The organism is Pseudarthrobacter oxydans (assembly GCF_013314975.1).
GTDB classification, from domain to species: Bacteria; Actinomycetota; Actinomycetes; order Actinomycetales; family Micrococcaceae; genus Arthrobacter; species Arthrobacter oxydans.
Window position 1 is genome coordinate 179,723 of record NZ_JABTYH010000005.1, and the last position, 16,371, is coordinate 196,093.

Here is a 16,371-nt window from a genome sequence, read left to right on the forward strand (position 1 = left end):
GATGGCAAGGATGAGCACCGGAACAGAGCGCAAGGCCCCCGCCCTGAGGCCGAAGGCCAACCTCAGACTGCGGTTCAACCGGGACCGCTCCCTGGTGTTCATGGCACTGCCCGCCGTGATCCTGCTGGCCGTCTTTGCCTACCTTCCCATGCTGGGCAACGTGGTGGCCTTCCAGGACTACTCCCCGTATGTGGGGATTCCGGACAGCCCCTGGGTGGGGATGGACAACTTCGCGCGGGTGCTGGCGGACCCGGACTTCTGGCTGGCCGTCAAGAACACCCTGGTGATCACGGCGTTCCAGCTGGTGTTCTTCTTTCCCATCCCCATCGCCCTGGCCATGCTGCTCAACTCCCTGGTCAACCCGCGGCTCCGGGCCGCCATCCAGGCCGTGGTGTACCTGCCGCACTTCTTTTCCTGGGTGCTGGTGGTCTCCGTGTTCCAGCAGATCTTCGGCGGCGCCGGGTTGCTGAACCAGTCGCTGCGCGCCAACGGCTGGCAGGCCGTGGACATCATGACCAACCCGGACACGTTCCTGTTCCTGCTCACCTCCCAGGCCGTCTGGAAGGACGCAGGCTGGGGCATCATCGTGTTCCTCGCAGCCCTCAGTGCCATCGACCCCGCGCAGTATGAAGCAGCGGCCGTGGACGGGGCCGGCCGGTGGAAGCGCATGTGGCACGTCACCCTTCCCGGGCTCCGCAGCGTCATCGTTCTGCTGCTCATCCTCCGGCTGGGCGACTCGCTGACCGTGGGCTTCGAGCAGATGATCCTGCAGCGGGACGCCGTGGGGGCCGAGGCCTCCGAGGTCCTGGACACCTTCGTGTACTACACCGGCGTGCAGAACGGCGACTGGAGCTACGCTGCCGCCGCAGGCCTGATCAAGGGCCTGGTGAGCCTGGCGCTGATCCTGACCGCCAACAAAGTTGCCCACATCTTCGGTGAGAGCGGTGTCTATTCCAAATGAGCACACTAACCAATAAGGCGCCCACTCGAGCCAGTGCCGCCAAACCTCCCAGGCAGCCGCGCACCAAACCGGAACGCCCTATCTGGGACGAAGAACCCGGAGCAGCGGCGAAGGCCGGCAAGATCGTGGTGCTCGCCGTCGTCGTCCTGGCAGTCCTGGGACCGCTGTACACGATCGTCCTCACCAGCATCTCCTCCCAGGCCACCATCACGCAGGCCGGCGGACTGGTCCTGGTCCCCGGGGAAATCTCCTTCGCCGCCTACCAGCAGATCCTCAGCGGCGGGGTGGTCACCAGGGCGGTGCTGGTCAGCGTGGGCGTCACGGCCACCGGAACGGCCCTGAGCATGGTGGTGTCCATCCTCTGCGCGTACGGCCTGTCCCGGCCGGGGTCCTTCGCCCACACGCCTATCCTGTTCACCCTGCTGATCACCATGTTCTTTAGCGCAGGCATCATCCCGGCGTACCTGCTGGTGTCCGGCCTGGGCCTGATCAACACCTACTGGGCGCTGATCCTGCCCAGCTGCATCTCGGTGTTCAACATCATCATCCTGCGCGGCTTCTTCATGGGCATCGACCGGGGGATCCTGGACAGCGCCAGGATTGACGGCGCCAGCGAGTGGCGCACCCTCACCCAGATCGTGCTGCCCATGTCCAAGGCCGTCACCGCCGTCATCGCCCTGTTTTACGGGGTGGGCTACTGGAACGCGTTCTTCAACGCCATCCTTTACATCAACGACAGCTCCATGAACCCGCTGCAGGTGGTGCTCCGGTCCTACGTGCTCCAGGGTGTTTCTGTTCCCGGCCAAGTGGATGTTGGCACCGGGGCGGCGGCAGGCCCGGCGCTGCAGATGGCCGTGATCGTGCTCGCCATGATCCCCATCCTGATCGTCTACCCCTTCGTGCAGAAGCACTTCACCAAAGGCGTGATGATCGGCGCGGTCAAGGGATGAGCGTTCCCGTGTCCCTGCGGCAGCTGTCAGCGGACCGCCGCGGTGCTTGCCCCCTCGGAGAGGGTGGGGGCGATGAGCCGCAGCTCGGCGGGCTTGGCCAGGCTCAGCCGGTCCATCACCATCTCCACGGCGGCGCGGCCGATGTCCATGGCGGGGATGGACACCGCCGTCCAGGGCAGGAAGGCGGACGTGGCCACATCGGCGGGGGCTATGACCACCACCGAGATGTCTTCCGGGACGGAGAGGCTGTGCGCGGCGAGGTTCTCGCGCAGGATGGGCAGCAGTCCCTCGTTGTGCACCAGGAGGGCGGTGATGGCCTCCGGACCGGCGAAGACCTTGTCCAGCGCGCGGGCCAGGTCCTTGGAGTTCGCCTCGCAGGCCACCGAAACATGCGTGACCTCAAGTTCCCGGCATGCCTCCTCAAAACCGCGCAGGGCCCGGTCCGCATAGGTGGCGTGCCGGCGCAGCGAGGCGGGCGGGGAACCGATGAAGGCGATGCCGCGGTGGCCCAGCTCCACCAGATGGCGGACCGCGGTGCGGGAGGCGCCGGCGAAGTCGAAGTCAACGCAGCTGAGGCCACGCGGATCGTCCGGCATGCCGATCAGCACTGCGGGCTTGTCCAGCTTGGCCAGCACGGGGATGCGCGGATCGCGGGCCTCGATGTCCATCATCACCAGGCCGTCCACCATGGACTGGGACGTCACCCGCTCAATGCTGCCGGCGTCGTCCTGGGTCAGGAGCAGGACGTCCTGGTTGAACGTCCGGGCCGTAGTCACCACGGCGGTGACGAACTGCATCACCACTCCCACGTTGACGTCCGCGCGGAGGGGCACCACCAGCCCCAGGACGTTGGAGCGGCTGGAGGCCAGAGCGCGGGCACTGGACCGGGGACTGTACTTCAGCCGCCGCATGGCCGCTTCGACGATTTCGCGGGTTTCTTTCGATATGGGACGGTTCCCGCTCATCACGTAGGACACGGTGCTCGTGGAAACCCCTGCCTCTTTGGCCACGTCACTGATGGTCGCCGCCGTTGAAGCCTTTCGATTACTCATATCCATCATTTAACCAAGGAATTCCATGCATCCTCGAAGCCACGGCCTGAGCGCCGTGACAGAGCGGGCCGGGCTGCTCTTCGGCGCCGATTACAACCCCGAGCAGTGGCCGGAGGAAAGCTGGCCGGAGGACATCCGGCTGATGCAGCAGGCCGGCATCAACCTGGTCACCCTCGGCGTCTTCAGCTGGGCACGCCTGCAGCCAACCGAGGGCACCTGGGACTTCGGCTGGCTTGACCGGATCCTTGCCCTCCTCGACGAGGGAAACATCAAGGTCTGCCTGGCCACGCCCACCGCATCGCCGCCGCCCTGGCTGGGGCACCGCTACCCCAGCACGCTGCCCACGGACGCCGCCGGGACGACGCTCTGGTACGGCTCCCGCAACCAGTTCTCGCCGTCGTCGGCCGTGTACCGCAGCGCCGCACGGCAGGTCACCGCAGCGCTCGCCGAGCGGTACGGCCAGCACCCCGCCGTGGTGATGTGGCACGTGGGGAACGAGCTGGGACAGATCAGTTACGACGACGAAACGGCCGCCGCGTTCCGCACCTGGCTGCTGCGCCGCTACGGCTCCCTGGAACACCTGAACTCGGCCTGGGGGACCACTTTCTGGAGCCAGGGCTACAGCACCTGGGAGGAAATCCTGCCGCCGCGCACGGCGCCGTACCTCCACAACCCCACGCAGGTCCTGGATTTCAAGCGCTTCACCTCGGAGTCGCTGCTCAGACTTTTCACCGCTGAACGGGACATCATCCGCCAGTACTCCCCGGATGTACCGGTCACCACCAACCTGATGGGGTTCTTCCGCGGCGCGGACTACTTCAGCTTCGCGGGGGAAACGGACCTGGTGGGCAACAACTGGTACACCGATCCCGGGCAGCCGCAGACCTGGGAACTGGGCGCCCTCACCCACGACCTGTGCCGCGGACTGGCCGGAGGAACACCCTGGCTACTGATGGAATCGGCAGCCTCCGCGGTGAACTGGCGGCCCCACAACAGCGCCAAGGAACCCGGGGCCCTCCGCGTGGACTCGTTCTCCGCCCTGGCCCGCGGTTCCGACGGCATCTGCTTCTTCCAGTTCCGCCAGTCCGCCTTCGGCGCCGAACGCTTCCACTCTGCCGTGGTGCCGCTGGCAGGGGAGGACACCCGCGTGTTCCGCGAAGTCGCGGAGCTCGGCTCCCAGTTGCAGGACCTGCGGCTCCTCGCCGGGACCCCGGCGCCGTCCCGGATCGCTGTCCTCTTCGACTGGAACAGCTGGTGGGCGGCGGAGGCCCCGGACTGCCCCACGGACAGGCTCGGCGTCCTGGACCAGCTGCAGGCCTACTACCGGCCGCTGCTGCGGCGCGGCCTGTCCGTGGAGGTGGTGCACCCCTCAACGCCGCTGGACCGGTTCGACCTGGTGCTCGTCCCCAGCCTCTTCCTCCTCACCGAGGACAACGCCGGGGCGCTGGCGTCCTGGGTGCACCGGGGCGGGACGGCCGTCGTCGGGCCCTTCACCGGGGTGGCGGACAGCAACGGCCACCTCCGGCAGGGGCGGTTCCCCTCTGTCCTGGCGTCCATGCTCGGCGTCAGCGGCGAGGAATGGCGGCCCCTGGCGGAAGGAATCGGCCTCGACTTCGCGGCGCCCCAGGACGGCGTCACTGCAGATGTGCCGGCCGGGCTCCAGGCCACTGTCTGGTCCGAGGACCTCCGCCTGGACGGCCCCGGCGCTGCGGCGGCGGCCACGTTTGCCTCCGGCTCCCTGGCTGGAAAACCGGCGGTAGTCCGGAACAGCCACGGCAGCGGCACCGCCTGGTACGCGGGGTGCGACCTGCCCGGTCCTGCGCTGGGGCACATCGTGGGGGAGGCCCTGGCAGCAGCCCGCATCTCCTTGCCGGTGGCAGGAACGCTGCCGGACGACGTCGAACTCGCCACCCGCGGCGGCCACCACTTCCTGCTGAACCACGGCGCGGAACCACGCACCGTGACGCTCACCGGGCAGTCTGTGGACGTGCTCACCGGGGACGCCTGCGGGCCCCGCCTGGCCCTGGAACCGTACGGCGCCCTGGTCCTCAAAGACAGCCCAGACCCTCTTGAGAACGGAAACTGACATCCCATGAAATTTACCGACGGCTACTGGCTGTACCGCAAAGGCTTCTCGGCGCTGCACCCGCGCGACGTTTCCGACGTTGTGGAGGACGAGCGGAGCCTGACGGTCTACGCACCCACCAAGCGCATCACCTCCCGCGGCGATGCCCTGAACCTTCCACAGCTGACGGTCACCTTCGACGCGCCCCTGCCGGACGTCATCGGCGTGACCATCGAGCACTTCCAGGGCGGGCTGGACAACGGCCCGCACTTTGACGTGAACCGCACGGGACCGGCGCCGCAGTTCAGCCGGGACGCGGACACGGCCAGCATCACCTCCGGCGGGCTCACGGCACGGATCAGCACGGCCGGGGACTGGGGCGTCGATTTCCTGGGGAACGGCAGGCTGCTGACCACCTCCACGCCGCGCAGCGTCGGCGTCATCACGGACGACGGCGGGCGGACCTTTGTGCACGAACAGCTCAGCCTGGGCGTGGGCACCAACGTGTACGGCCTGGGCGAGCGCTTCGGCGCGTTCGTCAAGAACGGCCAGTCGGTAGACATCTGGAACGAGGACGGCGGCACCTCCAGCGACCTCGCCTACAAGAACGTGCCGTTCTTCATCACCAACGACGGCTACGGGGTGTTCGTGAACCACCCGGAGAAGGTGTCCTTCGAGGTGGGGTCGGAGGTGGTGTCCCGAACCCAGTTCAGCGTGGAGGGCCAGAGGCTCCAGTACTTCATCGTCCACGGGCCCTCGCCCAAGGACATCATCCGCCGGTACACCGAACTGACCGGGCGGCCATCGCGGATCCCGGCCTGGTCATACGGCCTGTGGCTCTCCACCTCCTTCACCACGGACTACGACGAAAAGACCGTGAACTCGTTCATTGACGGCATGGAGGAGCGGAAGCTGCCCCTGTCCGTCTTCCACTTCGACTGCCACTGGATGAGGTCCTTCCACTGGAGCGACTTCGTCTGGGACCCCGCCACGTTCCCGGACCCGGAAGGCATGCTGGCCCGGCTCCACGACCGGGGGCTGAAGGTCTGCGTCTGGATCAACCCGTACATCGCCCAGCGCTCGCACCTGTTCCGGGAGGGGCTGGAGCGGGGCTTCCTGGTCAAGCGGCCGGACGGGTCGGTGTGGCAGTGGGACATGTGGCAGGCCGGCATGGGGCTGGTGGACTTCACCAACCCTGACGCCGTGCTCTGGTACCAGGACAAACTCCGCGGCCTGCTGGGCCAGGGTGTGGACTCGTTCAAGACGGACTTCGGCGAGCGCATCCCCACCGATGTGGTGTGGCACGACGGGTCCGATCCGGACAGGATGCACAACTACTACGCGCAGCTGTACAACAGGACGGTTTTCGACCTGCTGTCCAAGGAGCTGGGCGAAGGCGAAGCCGTGGTGTTTGCGCGATCCGCCACGGCCGGCGGCCAGACCATGCCGGTGCACTGGGGCGGGGACTGCGAATCCACGTTCGCTGCCATGGCTGAATCGCTGCGCGGCGGGCTGTCCCTGGCGGCGTCGGGCTTCTCCTTCTGGAGCCACGACATCGGCGGCTTTGAGGGCACGCCCGAGCCGGAAATCTTCAAGCGGTGGATCGCGTTCGGGCTGCTGTCCTCGCACTCGAGGCTGCACGGGTCCAACTCCTACCGTGTGCCGTGGCTGGTGGATGAGGAATCCGTGGACGTGCTCCGGCACTTCACGGAGCAGAAGATGCGGCTGATGCCCTACCTGCAGATGGCGGCGGAGCAGGCGTACGCGGAGGGGATTCCCCTGATGCGTCCGCTTTTTATGGAGTTCCCCCAGGACCCGGGCTGCGCGCACCTGGACCGGCAGTACATGCTGGGGCCGGACATCCTGGTGGCACCGGTCATGGACCCGTCCGGCACCGTGTCCTTCTACCTGCCCGAGGGCACCTGGACGCACCTGGAAACAGGGGAGCAGCTGGCGGGCCCGCGCTGGCACCGCAAGGAGTATTCGGTGATGCAGGCTGCCACGTGGGTCAGGGAAGGGGCTGTGCTGCCCATCGGTACAGTGTCGGACCGGCCGGACTACGACTGGGCACGGGACATGCAGTTCCGGGCGTTCGCGGCGGCGGACGGGACACGGCGCATCGACGTGCCGTCGCCGGACGGTTCCACCACGGACTTTGAGGTGACCGTCAGCGGCGGCGACGTGTCCGCCGTCGTAGCCTGATGGAATCTGTCACCGAGGCGAGGATACCCACAGCCATGAAGACCCTGGGCCGCACTGGCCTCCCTGTCAACGATGTGTGCGTCGGCACGAGTTCGCTGGGAAACCACCCGCGGAACGGCACCGCGGCGGAGCGGAAGGCAACGGCAGTGGCGGCCGTCCGCGCCGCCGCGGAACGGCACCGCGGCGGAGCGGAAGGCAACGGCAGTGGCGGCCGTCCGCGCCGCCCTGGCCGGGCCTTTCAACTTCCTGGACACCTCCAACGAATACGGTCACGACGGCGGCAGCGAGCGCTGGATCGGGCAGGTCATCCGGGAAGCGGGCGGGCTGCCGGAAGGCTTTGTCCTGTCCACGAAAGTGGATCCCATCCTGGGGACGGCGGACTACTCCGGGGACCGTGTCCGGCGCAGCGTGGAGGAAAGCCTTGAGCGGCTGGGGCTGGACAGGCTGCCGCTGGTCCACTTCCACGATCCGGAGAAGATCAGCTTCGGGGAGGGTGTTGCGGCGGGCGGGCCGTTGGAGGCGCTCGTTGATCTGAGGGACCAGGGGGTGATTGGGCACCTCGGCGTGGCCGGCGGACCCATCGACCTGGAACTGAAGTACCTGGCCCTGGATGTGTTCGACGTGGTGATCAGCCACAACCGGTACACGCTGGTCGACCAGACGGCGGAGCCGCTCATCGAGGACGCACGACGGCGGGGCGTCGCCTTCATCAATGCCGCGCCTTTTGGCGGCGGCCTGCTGGTGAAGGGGCCCGATGCCACCACCAACTACTGTTACCGGCCGGCCAGCCCGGAACTGCTGGGCCGTGTCCGGAAGATGCAGGAGCTCTGCCGCGAGTATTCGGTGCCGCTCGCCGCCGCGGCCCTGCAGTTCTCCACCCGCGATCCCCGCATCACCTCAACCATCGTGGGGATGGCGGAGCCAGAGCGGGTGGCCGAGGCGGCACGCCTGGCGCAGTGGAGCATCCCGGAGGACTTCTGGGGACGCATGCTGCCGTTGGCTTCGGCCGGGAATGCGGATTTGGGTTAGGGGTCTGACTGGAAATTACCAGACATAGTCACGGGAATTGTCGACCGGGGGACGAACTCCAGCATCCCGCGACTCTTGCAGTGGTGCCGCCGCGGTCCTCACCTGGTCCCCGAGACGTGACTGTCTCCCAAGGGTTTCGAGGCGATTTGATGTGTAGCGTTTGGGGCACCTTCACCGGGCATTTTTTCGGGCGGGTCTTACGGGAATCGTCGGGCACCGGGATGCCACGCTCCTCAATGGAAATCACCTGTCTGTCGCACTGACCCGGCTGGGGACCGGCTTACGGGCGCATCGCAAGTCAATGGAATGTAATAGGTTGCTGTGAATGTCGCTTCGAGCGGATAGCGTCGTCAGCAAAACGAGAGACAGGCTAATTGTGCAGATCTGGGCAGTGAGTAGTCGTCACGCTTTTTCGCGGGATGAACTGAACCAGCTTGTGGACCTTGAGCTCGGGCACCCGTATACCCTGTGGGCAATCAGTAGCCAAGGTGACAGCTTGGAATGCTTAGCTTCCTCGGGGTGGGGGGAACGGGTTTTCGCTCCCAGTTGGTGGCCAATAAAGGCATTCGAGACCTTTGACATGGCTCTTCCCCCTCATTGGCGGTTCGCCATAGAGACGGAACGGGATTGGGTACTAGGGGACGAATACTTTGTTGCTGACCCCGGAAAGCTGTTCGAACTTCTAGATCGGGATGAGCAAGCCGTCGCGGACTTTTATCAGTACGCCCAGGCGTCGCTCCGGTTTGAAGAGATCGGGACGTGGAGGCGGCGTGTCGACAAGGTACGCCATCAGCTAACGCCTGACGAGGTCATCCAGGCCTTTGCCCTCATCGAAGCGGCCGAATTCGACATTTTGAATGACTGGCTTAAGCAGCTGGAAACCTGAAAACGAGCCGGAAAGTGCCGGTTCGGATAAGAACCACGCACTGCGGCTCGAAAGCTGCCAACTTGGCTAACGGAACAGTGTCCGGTGAGGGATCCCCTTACGGGACAGCTCAATTCCCCCGTGTCTCATAACCTAAACGCCTTGCATCCCTAGCTATAGAAGACAGCATTGTTGTCTTCGGAGCGGCGAGACTCCTCGGATGCCCCCTAACGATCTGGCTGGGGATCCTTCACCGGAAGCCGGACATCCCACACCCAGGACCAAGTGTCTTGATCGAGGTTGCTGTGCTGTTACTGGGACTGCGAGAGGTAAACGACGAATATTCCTGAGAAGCCGAGGGCCCCTGAAACGATAAGCAAAGGGACAAAGATCTCTTTCCGCCTGAAGAGTTGACCGGTCCGCTGTTTGTCGATGAATCCGTAAAGTACCGAAACCAGCAGGCCCAGGAACCCCAGCCCGAAAAGCGTCACCCCTACTGGAGTCATCGGCCCGGCTCCTTGATCGGAACGCGACGAATCCATATGAGCATGACTACTCCCACCAGGACTGGCCACGCTGTCCACGGCCACTCACTATTGCCCGTAATTACAAAGATCACGCATCTGGTCAGAGCCAGAAAGGTGAGAATTGACGTGCCGACCGTCAGTATCAACTTCTGCGAACGCGAAAACGGCCCTACTCCAAACATTCCCACCCCATGTTCAGGACTATGCACCAAGCTCGCAGAGCACGGTACCGTCATTTCATCGTGACAATACGGGACTGGCTGCCTTCTTTCTATAGTCGCAATTCGAGCAGTTCCCGCCCTGATAGGGGATCCATTACCGTAATGGCTCGATGCGCGCGGTTGTCCCGTACAGCGCTAGTCTGGCTCCATGAAGCGTGGGTGGGCACTCCTCCTTGCAGTCGGCAGCATCGTCGCAGTGTTGGCGGTAATCGCTGTGATCGGCGGCGGGTCCCGTATTCCCCGTGCGTGCCCAGCCATTGGTTATGCCTATACAGGTCCCGTGGAGTTGGTGTTTTCCACTCCGCCGACGTCCGTTGCAGCTTGTTTTGGGGAAGAGTGCATGCCTGAACCGGTGGCACAAAATGATGAGCGGAAGTGGCTGGTGCCCCAATCCGCGCCTTACCTGAACAAGCCCGTAAGCGTTACTTCGATCAAAGTTGAGGCCACAGCTGCCATTGGCGGCCGAACAGCGGTTGAACTGCCAGTAGAAACTGCATCCACCGGAGAACATCCTTTCGGGGTCGGATGCGGGGGGCCTTTCAGGTTCAAGCCCGTTCAGGTCACTTTTAATTGAGACCGTCGCGTAAAGGTTCCTCTTGAGACAGCTGAACCCGTATGTCTCATAACCCGAGCGCCTCGTATCCCTAGGGATTCGAGGCGCTGAGGTTTCGAGACGGCCCAGGTGAGCTGTGGTCCTGGCGGCGTCCAGGAAGGCACAGCTGAGCAGATCCTGCACGGCGACAGCTACGATGGTGCCGAATCAAGGGGCTTCCTGGAGCTGCTGCAGTGTGGCCGGGGCAGCGGCGATTTCGATGATGCCTTCGTCTGAGTTCAGAGACTGAATCTTTCCCGTTGAGGGATCCTGTGGCAGAGACCGGTTTAGCCCTGGTAGCCGCTTGCCCGACGCAGGTCGACGGTCAAGGCGCGGGAATTGTTTATCTGTCCAACCGCCTCAGGCTTGCTCGGAATATGACCCCAGGGGCGGACGAGGCCGTCTCCTTGATATCGAGGAATGAGATGAACATGCAGGTGAAAAACGTCCTGCCAGGCCGCCTCTCCGCTGCTCTGAATCAGGGTCAGTCCTTGAGGATTCAGCTGTCGTTTGAGGAGGCTGGCAACGCTCCATGCGCCTCGCATTGTGGCTGAAAATTCATCACCTCCCACATCGAATGCGTTGACCGCATGCATGCGTGGCACGACCAAGGTGTGCCCCTGAGTCGCTGGAGCGATATCGAGAAAAGCCACGACGTCGTTGTCGGCAAAGAAAATTTGGTCTCCGGGATCGCGGTCAACGATGCCGCAGAACAGGCAATCGTTCCGGTCCGATATTTGAGCTTCTAGTCCCATGCTCAATATGTACACGACTGAAACGTCTGCCGTTGCCCGGTCCCCTCACGGGCAGCTGGACCGTGCTCCGCATTGCGTTGATGTGTCTCGAAACTTCGTCGCCTCGAATCCCTAGCCATAAAAGACAGCGAATCGCGCGTGTTGCGACCGGTTGAGGATCCTTACCGATTGTCGTGAAGTAGGGCGAGCAGGGACCGGAAAGGCCCTGCGTCGAATTCAACTCGCCGACGCACAGACCATGCTACGGCTGCGTCCACTGCATCCCCCATGGCGTGGACGCAGTAGGCATACGGATCAGCCGGGGGGTCATTCGGTACCGCTATCTAGCGACCGATAGTACTGCGCCCGCGTCTCAAAACCTCAGCGCCTCGAATCCCAAGGGTTTCGAGACCACTCAAGGTTTAGCGGACGCCGCACCTTCACCGGCAGTCCTACGCCGCGTCCAATGGGAATTAGCAATCTGCTGACCGATTAGAAGCCTGACGAACGTGGGCGTACTAAGTGCGTAGACGTTGAAGGGCCGGCTTACGGGCAGTGCTAAGTGGACGCCTCGGGTCGCAAAAGCTCGGCACGGGACTGGGCCGAACAACTGCGAATCCTCGCACCTAGCGGGCGTGGAAATGACTGGCGAATTCTTATGGAACCTTGGTTGGGTTGCCGGACACTTATAGATATGGGGGACAGTAAGGACTCATCCACAGACAAGGAGCTTTGGCAACGCGCCATCGACGGCGACGGCCCGGCTTTTGCCTCGCTTTTCAAGCGCCACAGGGACCGGGTCTTTGTCCACAGCCTCCGGCTGGTGCGAACCGCATTTGAAGCTGAAGACGTCACAGCGGTGGTGTTCCTTGAAGCATGGCGCTGCAGATCCAAAGTGCGACTCGTTGACGACTCGATGCTCGGCTGGCTATTGGTAACTGCCACAAATGTTGCCAGGAACAAGATCAGGTCAAGGCTTCGATATGAACGGCTGCTGCGGAAACTTCCCCAAAGCCCCACCGTGCCGGATCACAGTGACTCCGTAGCTGAAGCAGTTGACGAGGGCCGCCGTTCCCAGCTTCTGCATCGCGCCTACCGCGCACTGGGCCGGCAGGACCAGGAAATCATCGCCCTATGTGTCTACGAGGACATGAGTACGTCTCAGGTGAGTGCACTGTTAGGAATTCCTCCAGGCACGGTGAAATCCAGGCTCTCACGCGCAAAGAGCAAGCTCTCACAGCTGATGAACCCATCTACTGGGCTCCTGCCGCCACGGACCGCTTTAACGTCTGAGGAGGACTAAGCATGACCAACAAATCACATTCGCCGAAATTTGACCCGGCCCGCAGCGCAGCCATCGAGTCTCTTGTGACAAAAGTCGCGCAAACTGGGACCCCGGAAAACCAGCATTTCCAGAACACCAAAGGCAAACGAATATTGCTGTCTGGTGTCGCTATCGCCCTTCTTGCAACCGGTGGGGCGCTGGTCATGCAGATGCCAGTCACGGACAAAAGCTCCATAGCCTGCCTGGCAAGAGCCGAACTCCATGGCAACAGCTTCCCCGGAACAACCATGGTCCTGGGAGTACCAAGCACAGCCGAACGCCCAGACAGCACAATTATGATCGAAGACGCTCTGTCACTATGCCGAGCAGCGTGGGCACAAAACGCTATCGACCCCAATGACCCTGACGGCCGAGCACATCCAAGCCTTTACGACCCCAGCTCATCCCACCCGGTGCCGAGCCCTCTGACTGTATGCGTCCTCCAGGACGGTAGGGCCGCTGTGATTCCCGGTGACGAAAGAGTCTGCGGCACTCTTGGACTTGCCCTAAAAACCGATCCCGAGCCCAGTCCCTAGGCGATAGCTTTAGGAGCGCAACGCTGGGCCCTGAGGTCCCAGCACCTGCTAGGGCTGACACATAAATCCCTCAGAACGTCCCGCTGAGAGATCCTTCACCAGGGCACCTACCGTATAACCAGCTCATTGCTCGCGGGACCGGCCCTGGTTGAGACATCTTTAGGTCTGGACATGAATCTGAAGTTTTTTTGATTCTGCGAAACCTTTTAGGCTTTGCCGGACACTAAAGGGCATGGGGAGCATAGAAACCGGCGACGAGGGGCTTTGGCGCCAGAGCCTTCTGGGCCAGGGAGACGCCTTCGGCGCCCTGTACGACCGGCACCGGGACAGGGTCTTCCGCCACGCCTACCGGCTGTGCGGGAACCACCACGATGGCGAAGATATCATGGCTGCCGCCTTCCTCGAACTTTGGCGACGACGAAAGCACGTCCGGGTGGTCGAAGGATCAATACTTCCCTGGCTACTGGTCACGACAACGAACATGGCCCGTAACCGCGCCCGCGCTGTAGCCCGCTACCAACGGCTCCTGAACTCCCTGCCCCGTACCCAAGAAGACAGTGACCCCACTGCGGATCCCTTCCGCAGATACCAAAACCAACTCGATCAGGACCTTGCGCAGGCTCTTGCCACGCTGTCTGCAGAAGACCTGCACCTGGTGAGCCTGATCGTTTTCGAAGAGCACACCATCGCCGCGGCCGCTGCCGTCCTCCATCTGACACCAGCCGCAGCAAAATCACGGATGCACCGGGCCCGGCAACGACTACGGGCCGCCCTCGACGGCAAGGCATCAGCGCAGAACCCTCCCACCGCTCCCACACCAGTTTTGGAAGGAGAACGGCCATGAACCAGCTCCACGTCGACAACGTGTTCAGTGACGCGCTACGCGCCGAACTCACTGCAAGAGTTGAGAAAGCCGCACCTGTCCGCGCCCGGAAACGCACCAGGCTTTGGGCCGGGACCGCAGTAGTCGCCGGCATCGGCGTCCTCGGCGGCGTAGGCGCGACCGCCGCCGGCCTTTTCGTCACCCCTGGATCCACGCAGGTAACGCCCTTGGCATCCCCAGTAACGGAGACTCACACGGGGACGGCCACCGTGCAGCTCGGTCCGCCCCCGGAAGGCACAACGGGCATTGAAATGCAGTTGCACTGCCTGAGTGCGGGAACTTTTTCTTACTCCCGCGGGGCCAGTAACACCTGCGACCAGGACGATGTAGGAACCCCCCAGGACTGGACCGGATACACAATTCCCCTCACCCCCGGGGAGGAAAGCATCACCATCACAACAAGCCCCGATGCCAGCTGGAAAATCACCGCCCAGTACGTCAACACCAAGACCACCGAGTGGGCAACCAACGCCGACGGAGACACCTACGGCGCGCAGAACGAGAACGGAAGCCCCGACATGGTCGCCGTGATAGCAACCAATGGGACCAGAGGCTATGTCTACCGGACAGAACTTGAAGATGCCGACGGTACCGCAGCGATGAAGACCTTCAAGAGTCCGGCAGAAGCCCTCGCATGGCAGGAAGCCCGCCTAGGCAAAGACTTTGCCATTCCCGTTTACAACGTGACTGGCAAGACGGTCGTAGGTGAATTCGTCATCAGCTATTCTGCCGGGAACTTCGGGGTCGTTGGAGAGCCGGCGCCGGAATGCGCGGGAGTCCCGCCAACACTAGGTCCCGGTGAGGCATGGCCTTGCCCGGGTTTGTCGCCAACAGAAACCGGATACCCAGCTATCCCTGTCCCTTCCAACTGATACAACAACACATGCCCGTTAGTCGATCCGTCACCGGACCGTACAGACAAGCTGCTTCGAAACCCTATGGATTCGAGACGTTGAGGTTATGAGGCACTGGCGTTCAGCTGCCCGTAAGGGGACCCCGTACCGGGTTGGGGTTCCAGTTTGGAATGGTCCGTGCTGTGCTTAAAGCAGGTTCAATAGCTCAATGGGGGCAGCTATGCACTCAATTCGGATCGCACCGCCAGCGGTGTTGGTTGTTTTAGCGGTAGTCACTGCTTGCACGCCGACCCAACCGGATCCGGTATTGGGTACCGCCAGTCCGCGGCTTCACCTTTCCTCCAATTTGACTTGCCAGGATGCATGGCAAGGTAGTCCACCACCTGCACCTGAAGCTCCGACAGCCGAAGGTGTCTCATCGCTTGCATGGAAGGGCAGCCCTGCCAGCTATTCATGGCCCATCCGAGACGAGATGACCGGATATTCCTACACGGACGGCGGAGGCACGAAATATGGGGCTTGGAAGACGCCGATAACCGTAGCGGCAGGATCCGGGGAACGGACCATCACCATCGACAACCCCGCAGACGCGTCACTCATCGTTTCCTCTGCGACAGAATGGGAAACCAGCGAAGAGCTCCGACAAGGAGACTTCGACTTACCGAGTTCTTATACCCTCAGCGCATGTGAAGACCGGCCTACGCAGTTCCCCGGAATGACTTTGGTCCAAGGGCCAGCCTGTGTGGTTATCAAAGTGACCACGACTGCTACCGGTAAATCCTCCACAGTTTCGGTGCCCATGTATGGGGGCACCTGCTCCTAGCCATGCCGGGGGCAGCGAACGCCGCCTCGCGCAGACTGTCTCTCTTGGCTAGGAATTCGAGGCACAGAAGTTATGAGACACGGTGGTTCAGCTGTTTCGGGAGGATCCGCTTGCGGGCGTCAGGCAAGTGTGTCGTCCCGGGCTGTTCACCCAGCCAATGCTTGTCAAAGGGATCGGTTCGGCAACAGCGTAGCCTCTGCATATGGGGATCTCACTTCGACTTCTTGTTTTCGGTTTGTCGGCGCTACTTACAGGTTGTTCAGCGGTTCCTGCCTCAATCGTCGAGTCTGAACGCCAAGGTGGCCTCCCAGCTGAAGCAATCACCGCCCAGCCCAGTTCGGCTCCAGATCCATCATTTCCCTTTGCTACTGCAGGTTGGCTAGATTCCGGCGCAAGGTTCGCGGTCGTGCTGAGCGGCAGTTCGAGTTGTCCTGCTTTCCCAGCCTCCATTGAAGTCGTCAGTTCTCATCACATGAAGCTGAACATTGAGAGCCGAGGCGGGCCAAACTGTACAGCCGACATGGCTCCTCGAACCTACGTGATGAGGACTCCAAGTGCTGTGGATGTCTCACGCGAGGTCACACTGGAATATGGAGAACGGAAAGTCGTTCTTCCAGCCCTGTGATTCACCGCGGTTGCGGTCGCGTCCACCCTGCCCGGTATCGGTTCCTCTACCGGCGGCGGCACTGTCGCAGACAGGCTGCTTCGAATCCCTAGGGTTTCGAAATGGCAACGCCTTTCAGGCCCTTTCGC

14 protein-coding genes are annotated in these 16,371 nt (G+C 62.8%); 11 read left to right on the forward strand and 3 right to left on the reverse strand.

The window, feature by feature from the left end:
• Positions 1-10 precede the first annotated feature (10 nt).
• Both HTS88_RS05655 and HTS88_RS05660 read left to right on the forward strand, forming a co-directional pair.
• Positions 11-961 carry an ABC transporter permease gene (locus tag HTS88_RS05655; protein WP_174176314.1) on the forward strand — a complete coding sequence of 317 codons (951 nt, stop codon included), beginning with the start codon at positions 11-13 and terminating at the stop codon, positions 959-961.
• On the forward strand, positions 958-1,911 hold the full coding sequence (locus HTS88_RS05660) for a carbohydrate ABC transporter permease (RefSeq protein ID WP_174176316.1): 954 nt from the start codon (positions 958-960) through the stop codon (positions 1,909-1,911). Before HTS88_RS05655 ends, HTS88_RS05660 begins: the two co-directional genes overlap by 4 nt.
• A 26-nt stretch (positions 1,912-1,937) precedes the next feature.
• Here the strand turns inward: HTS88_RS05660 and HTS88_RS05665 are convergent, their stop codons facing one another.
• A complete protein-coding gene (locus HTS88_RS05665) occupies positions 1,938-2,963 on the reverse strand; it encodes a LacI family DNA-binding transcriptional regulator (RefSeq protein ID WP_174176318.1) in 1,026 nt (341 codons plus the stop codon).
• A gap of 25 nt (positions 2,964-2,988) precedes the next feature.
• Here HTS88_RS05665 and HTS88_RS05670 point away from each other — a divergent pair, with 25 nt between their 5' ends.
• From HTS88_RS05670 to HTS88_RS05685, 4 genes are all read left to right on the forward strand, one after another.
• Positions 2,989-5,049, forward strand: a complete 2,061-nt coding sequence (locus tag HTS88_RS05670; RefSeq protein WP_174176320.1) for a beta-galactosidase — start codon at positions 2,989-2,991, stop codon at positions 5,047-5,049.
• 6 nt (positions 5,050-5,055) lie between these two features.
• The gene (yicI, locus tag HTS88_RS05675; protein WP_174176322.1) at positions 5,056-7,230 is read left to right on the forward strand and encodes an alpha-xylosidase; all 2,175 of its coding nucleotides are present in this window, start codon (positions 5,056-5,058) and stop codon (positions 7,228-7,230) included.
• A gap of 204 nt (positions 7,231-7,434) precedes the next feature.
• Complete coding sequence (locus tag HTS88_RS05680) at positions 7,435-8,259, forward strand: aldo/keto reductase (protein ID WP_343044887.1); 825 nt, start codon at positions 7,435-7,437, stop codon at positions 8,257-8,259.
• 580 nt (positions 8,260-8,839) lie between these two features.
• Positions 8,840-9,145, forward strand: coding sequence for a hypothetical protein (locus HTS88_RS05685; protein ID WP_174176326.1), 306 nt, complete (start codon positions 8,840-8,842; stop codon positions 9,143-9,145).
• 290 nt (positions 9,146-9,435) lie between these two features.
• Here HTS88_RS05685 and HTS88_RS05690 read toward each other — a convergent pair whose 3' ends face one another.
• A complete protein-coding gene (locus tag HTS88_RS05690; protein WP_174176327.1) occupies positions 9,436-9,630 on the reverse strand; it encodes a hypothetical protein in 195 nt (64 codons plus the stop codon).
• A 924-nt stretch (positions 9,631-10,554) separates the two neighbouring features.
• Between HTS88_RS05690 and HTS88_RS05695 the strand changes: the two genes are divergently transcribed.
• On the forward strand, positions 10,555-10,701 hold the full coding sequence (locus tag HTS88_RS05695) for a hypothetical protein (protein WP_174176329.1): 147 nt from the start codon (positions 10,555-10,557) through the stop codon (positions 10,699-10,701).
• Between the two features lie 50 nt (positions 10,702-10,751).
• Here the strand turns inward: HTS88_RS05695 and HTS88_RS05700 are convergent, their stop codons facing one another.
• Positions 10,752-11,219: an HIT family protein gene (locus tag HTS88_RS05700; protein ID WP_174176331.1), complete on the reverse strand. Its 468-nt coding sequence runs from the start codon at positions 11,217-11,219 to the stop codon at positions 10,752-10,754.
• A 673-nt stretch (positions 11,220-11,892) separates the two neighbouring features.
• Between HTS88_RS05700 and HTS88_RS05705 the strand changes: the two genes are divergently transcribed.
• The 4 genes from HTS88_RS05705 to HTS88_RS05720 all read left to right on the forward strand — a co-directional run bounded on the left by HTS88_RS05705 (position 11,893) and on the right by HTS88_RS05720 (position 14,813).
• Positions 11,893-12,501 (forward strand): RNA polymerase sigma factor, encoded by a 609-nt coding sequence (locus HTS88_RS05705; RefSeq protein ID WP_174176333.1) that lies wholly within the window; start codon positions 11,893-11,895, stop codon positions 12,499-12,501.
• Between the two features lie 2 nt (positions 12,502-12,503).
• Positions 12,504-13,058, forward strand: a complete 555-nt coding sequence (locus HTS88_RS05710; RefSeq protein WP_174176335.1) for a hypothetical protein — start codon at positions 12,504-12,506, stop codon at positions 13,056-13,058.
• Positions 13,059-13,290: 232 nt separating this feature from the next.
• Positions 13,291-13,902, forward strand: coding sequence for an RNA polymerase sigma factor (locus HTS88_RS05715; RefSeq protein ID WP_174176337.1), 612 nt, complete (start codon positions 13,291-13,293; stop codon positions 13,900-13,902).
• On the forward strand, positions 13,899-14,813 hold the full coding sequence (locus HTS88_RS05720) for a peptidase M56 family protein (RefSeq protein ID WP_174176339.1): 915 nt from the start codon (positions 13,899-13,901) through the stop codon (positions 14,811-14,813). The genes HTS88_RS05715 and HTS88_RS05720 overlap by 4 nt, the downstream gene beginning before the upstream one ends.
• Positions 14,814-16,371: the final 1,558 nt, after the last annotated feature.

Bases quoted from the DNA above. Each gene is read 5' to 3' on its own strand.
- HTS88_RS05705 (WP_174176333.1), top strand. From the start codon at position 11,893: ATGGGGGACAGTAAGGACTCATCCACAGACAAGGAGCTTTGGCAACGC.
- HTS88_RS05710 (WP_174176335.1), top strand. From the start codon at position 12,504: ATGACCAACAAATCACATTCGCCGAAATTTGACCCGGCCCGCAGCGCA.
- HTS88_RS05685 (WP_174176326.1), top strand. From the start codon at position 8,840: ATGGCTCTTCCCCCTCATTGGCGGTTCGCCATAGAGACGGAACGGGAT.
- HTS88_RS05700 (WP_174176331.1), bottom strand. From the start codon at position 11,219: ATGGGACTAGAAGCTCAAATATCGGACCGGAACGATTGCCTGTTCTGC.
- HTS88_RS05665 (WP_174176318.1), bottom strand. From the start codon at position 2,963: ATGAGTAATCGAAAGGCTTCAACGGCGGCGACCATCAGTGACGTGGCC.
- HTS88_RS05655 (WP_174176314.1), top strand. From the start codon at position 11: ATGAGCACCGGAACAGAGCGCAAGGCCCCCGCCCTGAGGCCGAAGGCC.
- HTS88_RS05660 (WP_174176316.1), top strand. From the start codon at position 958: ATGAGCACACTAACCAATAAGGCGCCCACTCGAGCCAGTGCCGCCAAA.
- yicI (WP_174176322.1), top strand. From the start codon at position 5,056: ATGAAATTTACCGACGGCTACTGGCTGTACCGCAAAGGCTTCTCGGCG.
- HTS88_RS05715 (WP_174176337.1), top strand. From the start codon at position 13,291: ATGGGGAGCATAGAAACCGGCGACGAGGGGCTTTGGCGCCAGAGCCTT.
- HTS88_RS05690 (WP_174176327.1), bottom strand. From the start codon at position 9,630: ATGACTCCAGTAGGGGTGACGCTTTTCGGGCTGGGGTTCCTGGGCCTG.
- HTS88_RS05720 (WP_174176339.1), top strand. From the start codon at position 13,899: ATGAACCAGCTCCACGTCGACAACGTGTTCAGTGACGCGCTACGCGCC.
- HTS88_RS05670 (WP_174176320.1), top strand. From the start codon at position 2,989: ATGCATCCTCGAAGCCACGGCCTGAGCGCCGTGACAGAGCGGGCCGGG.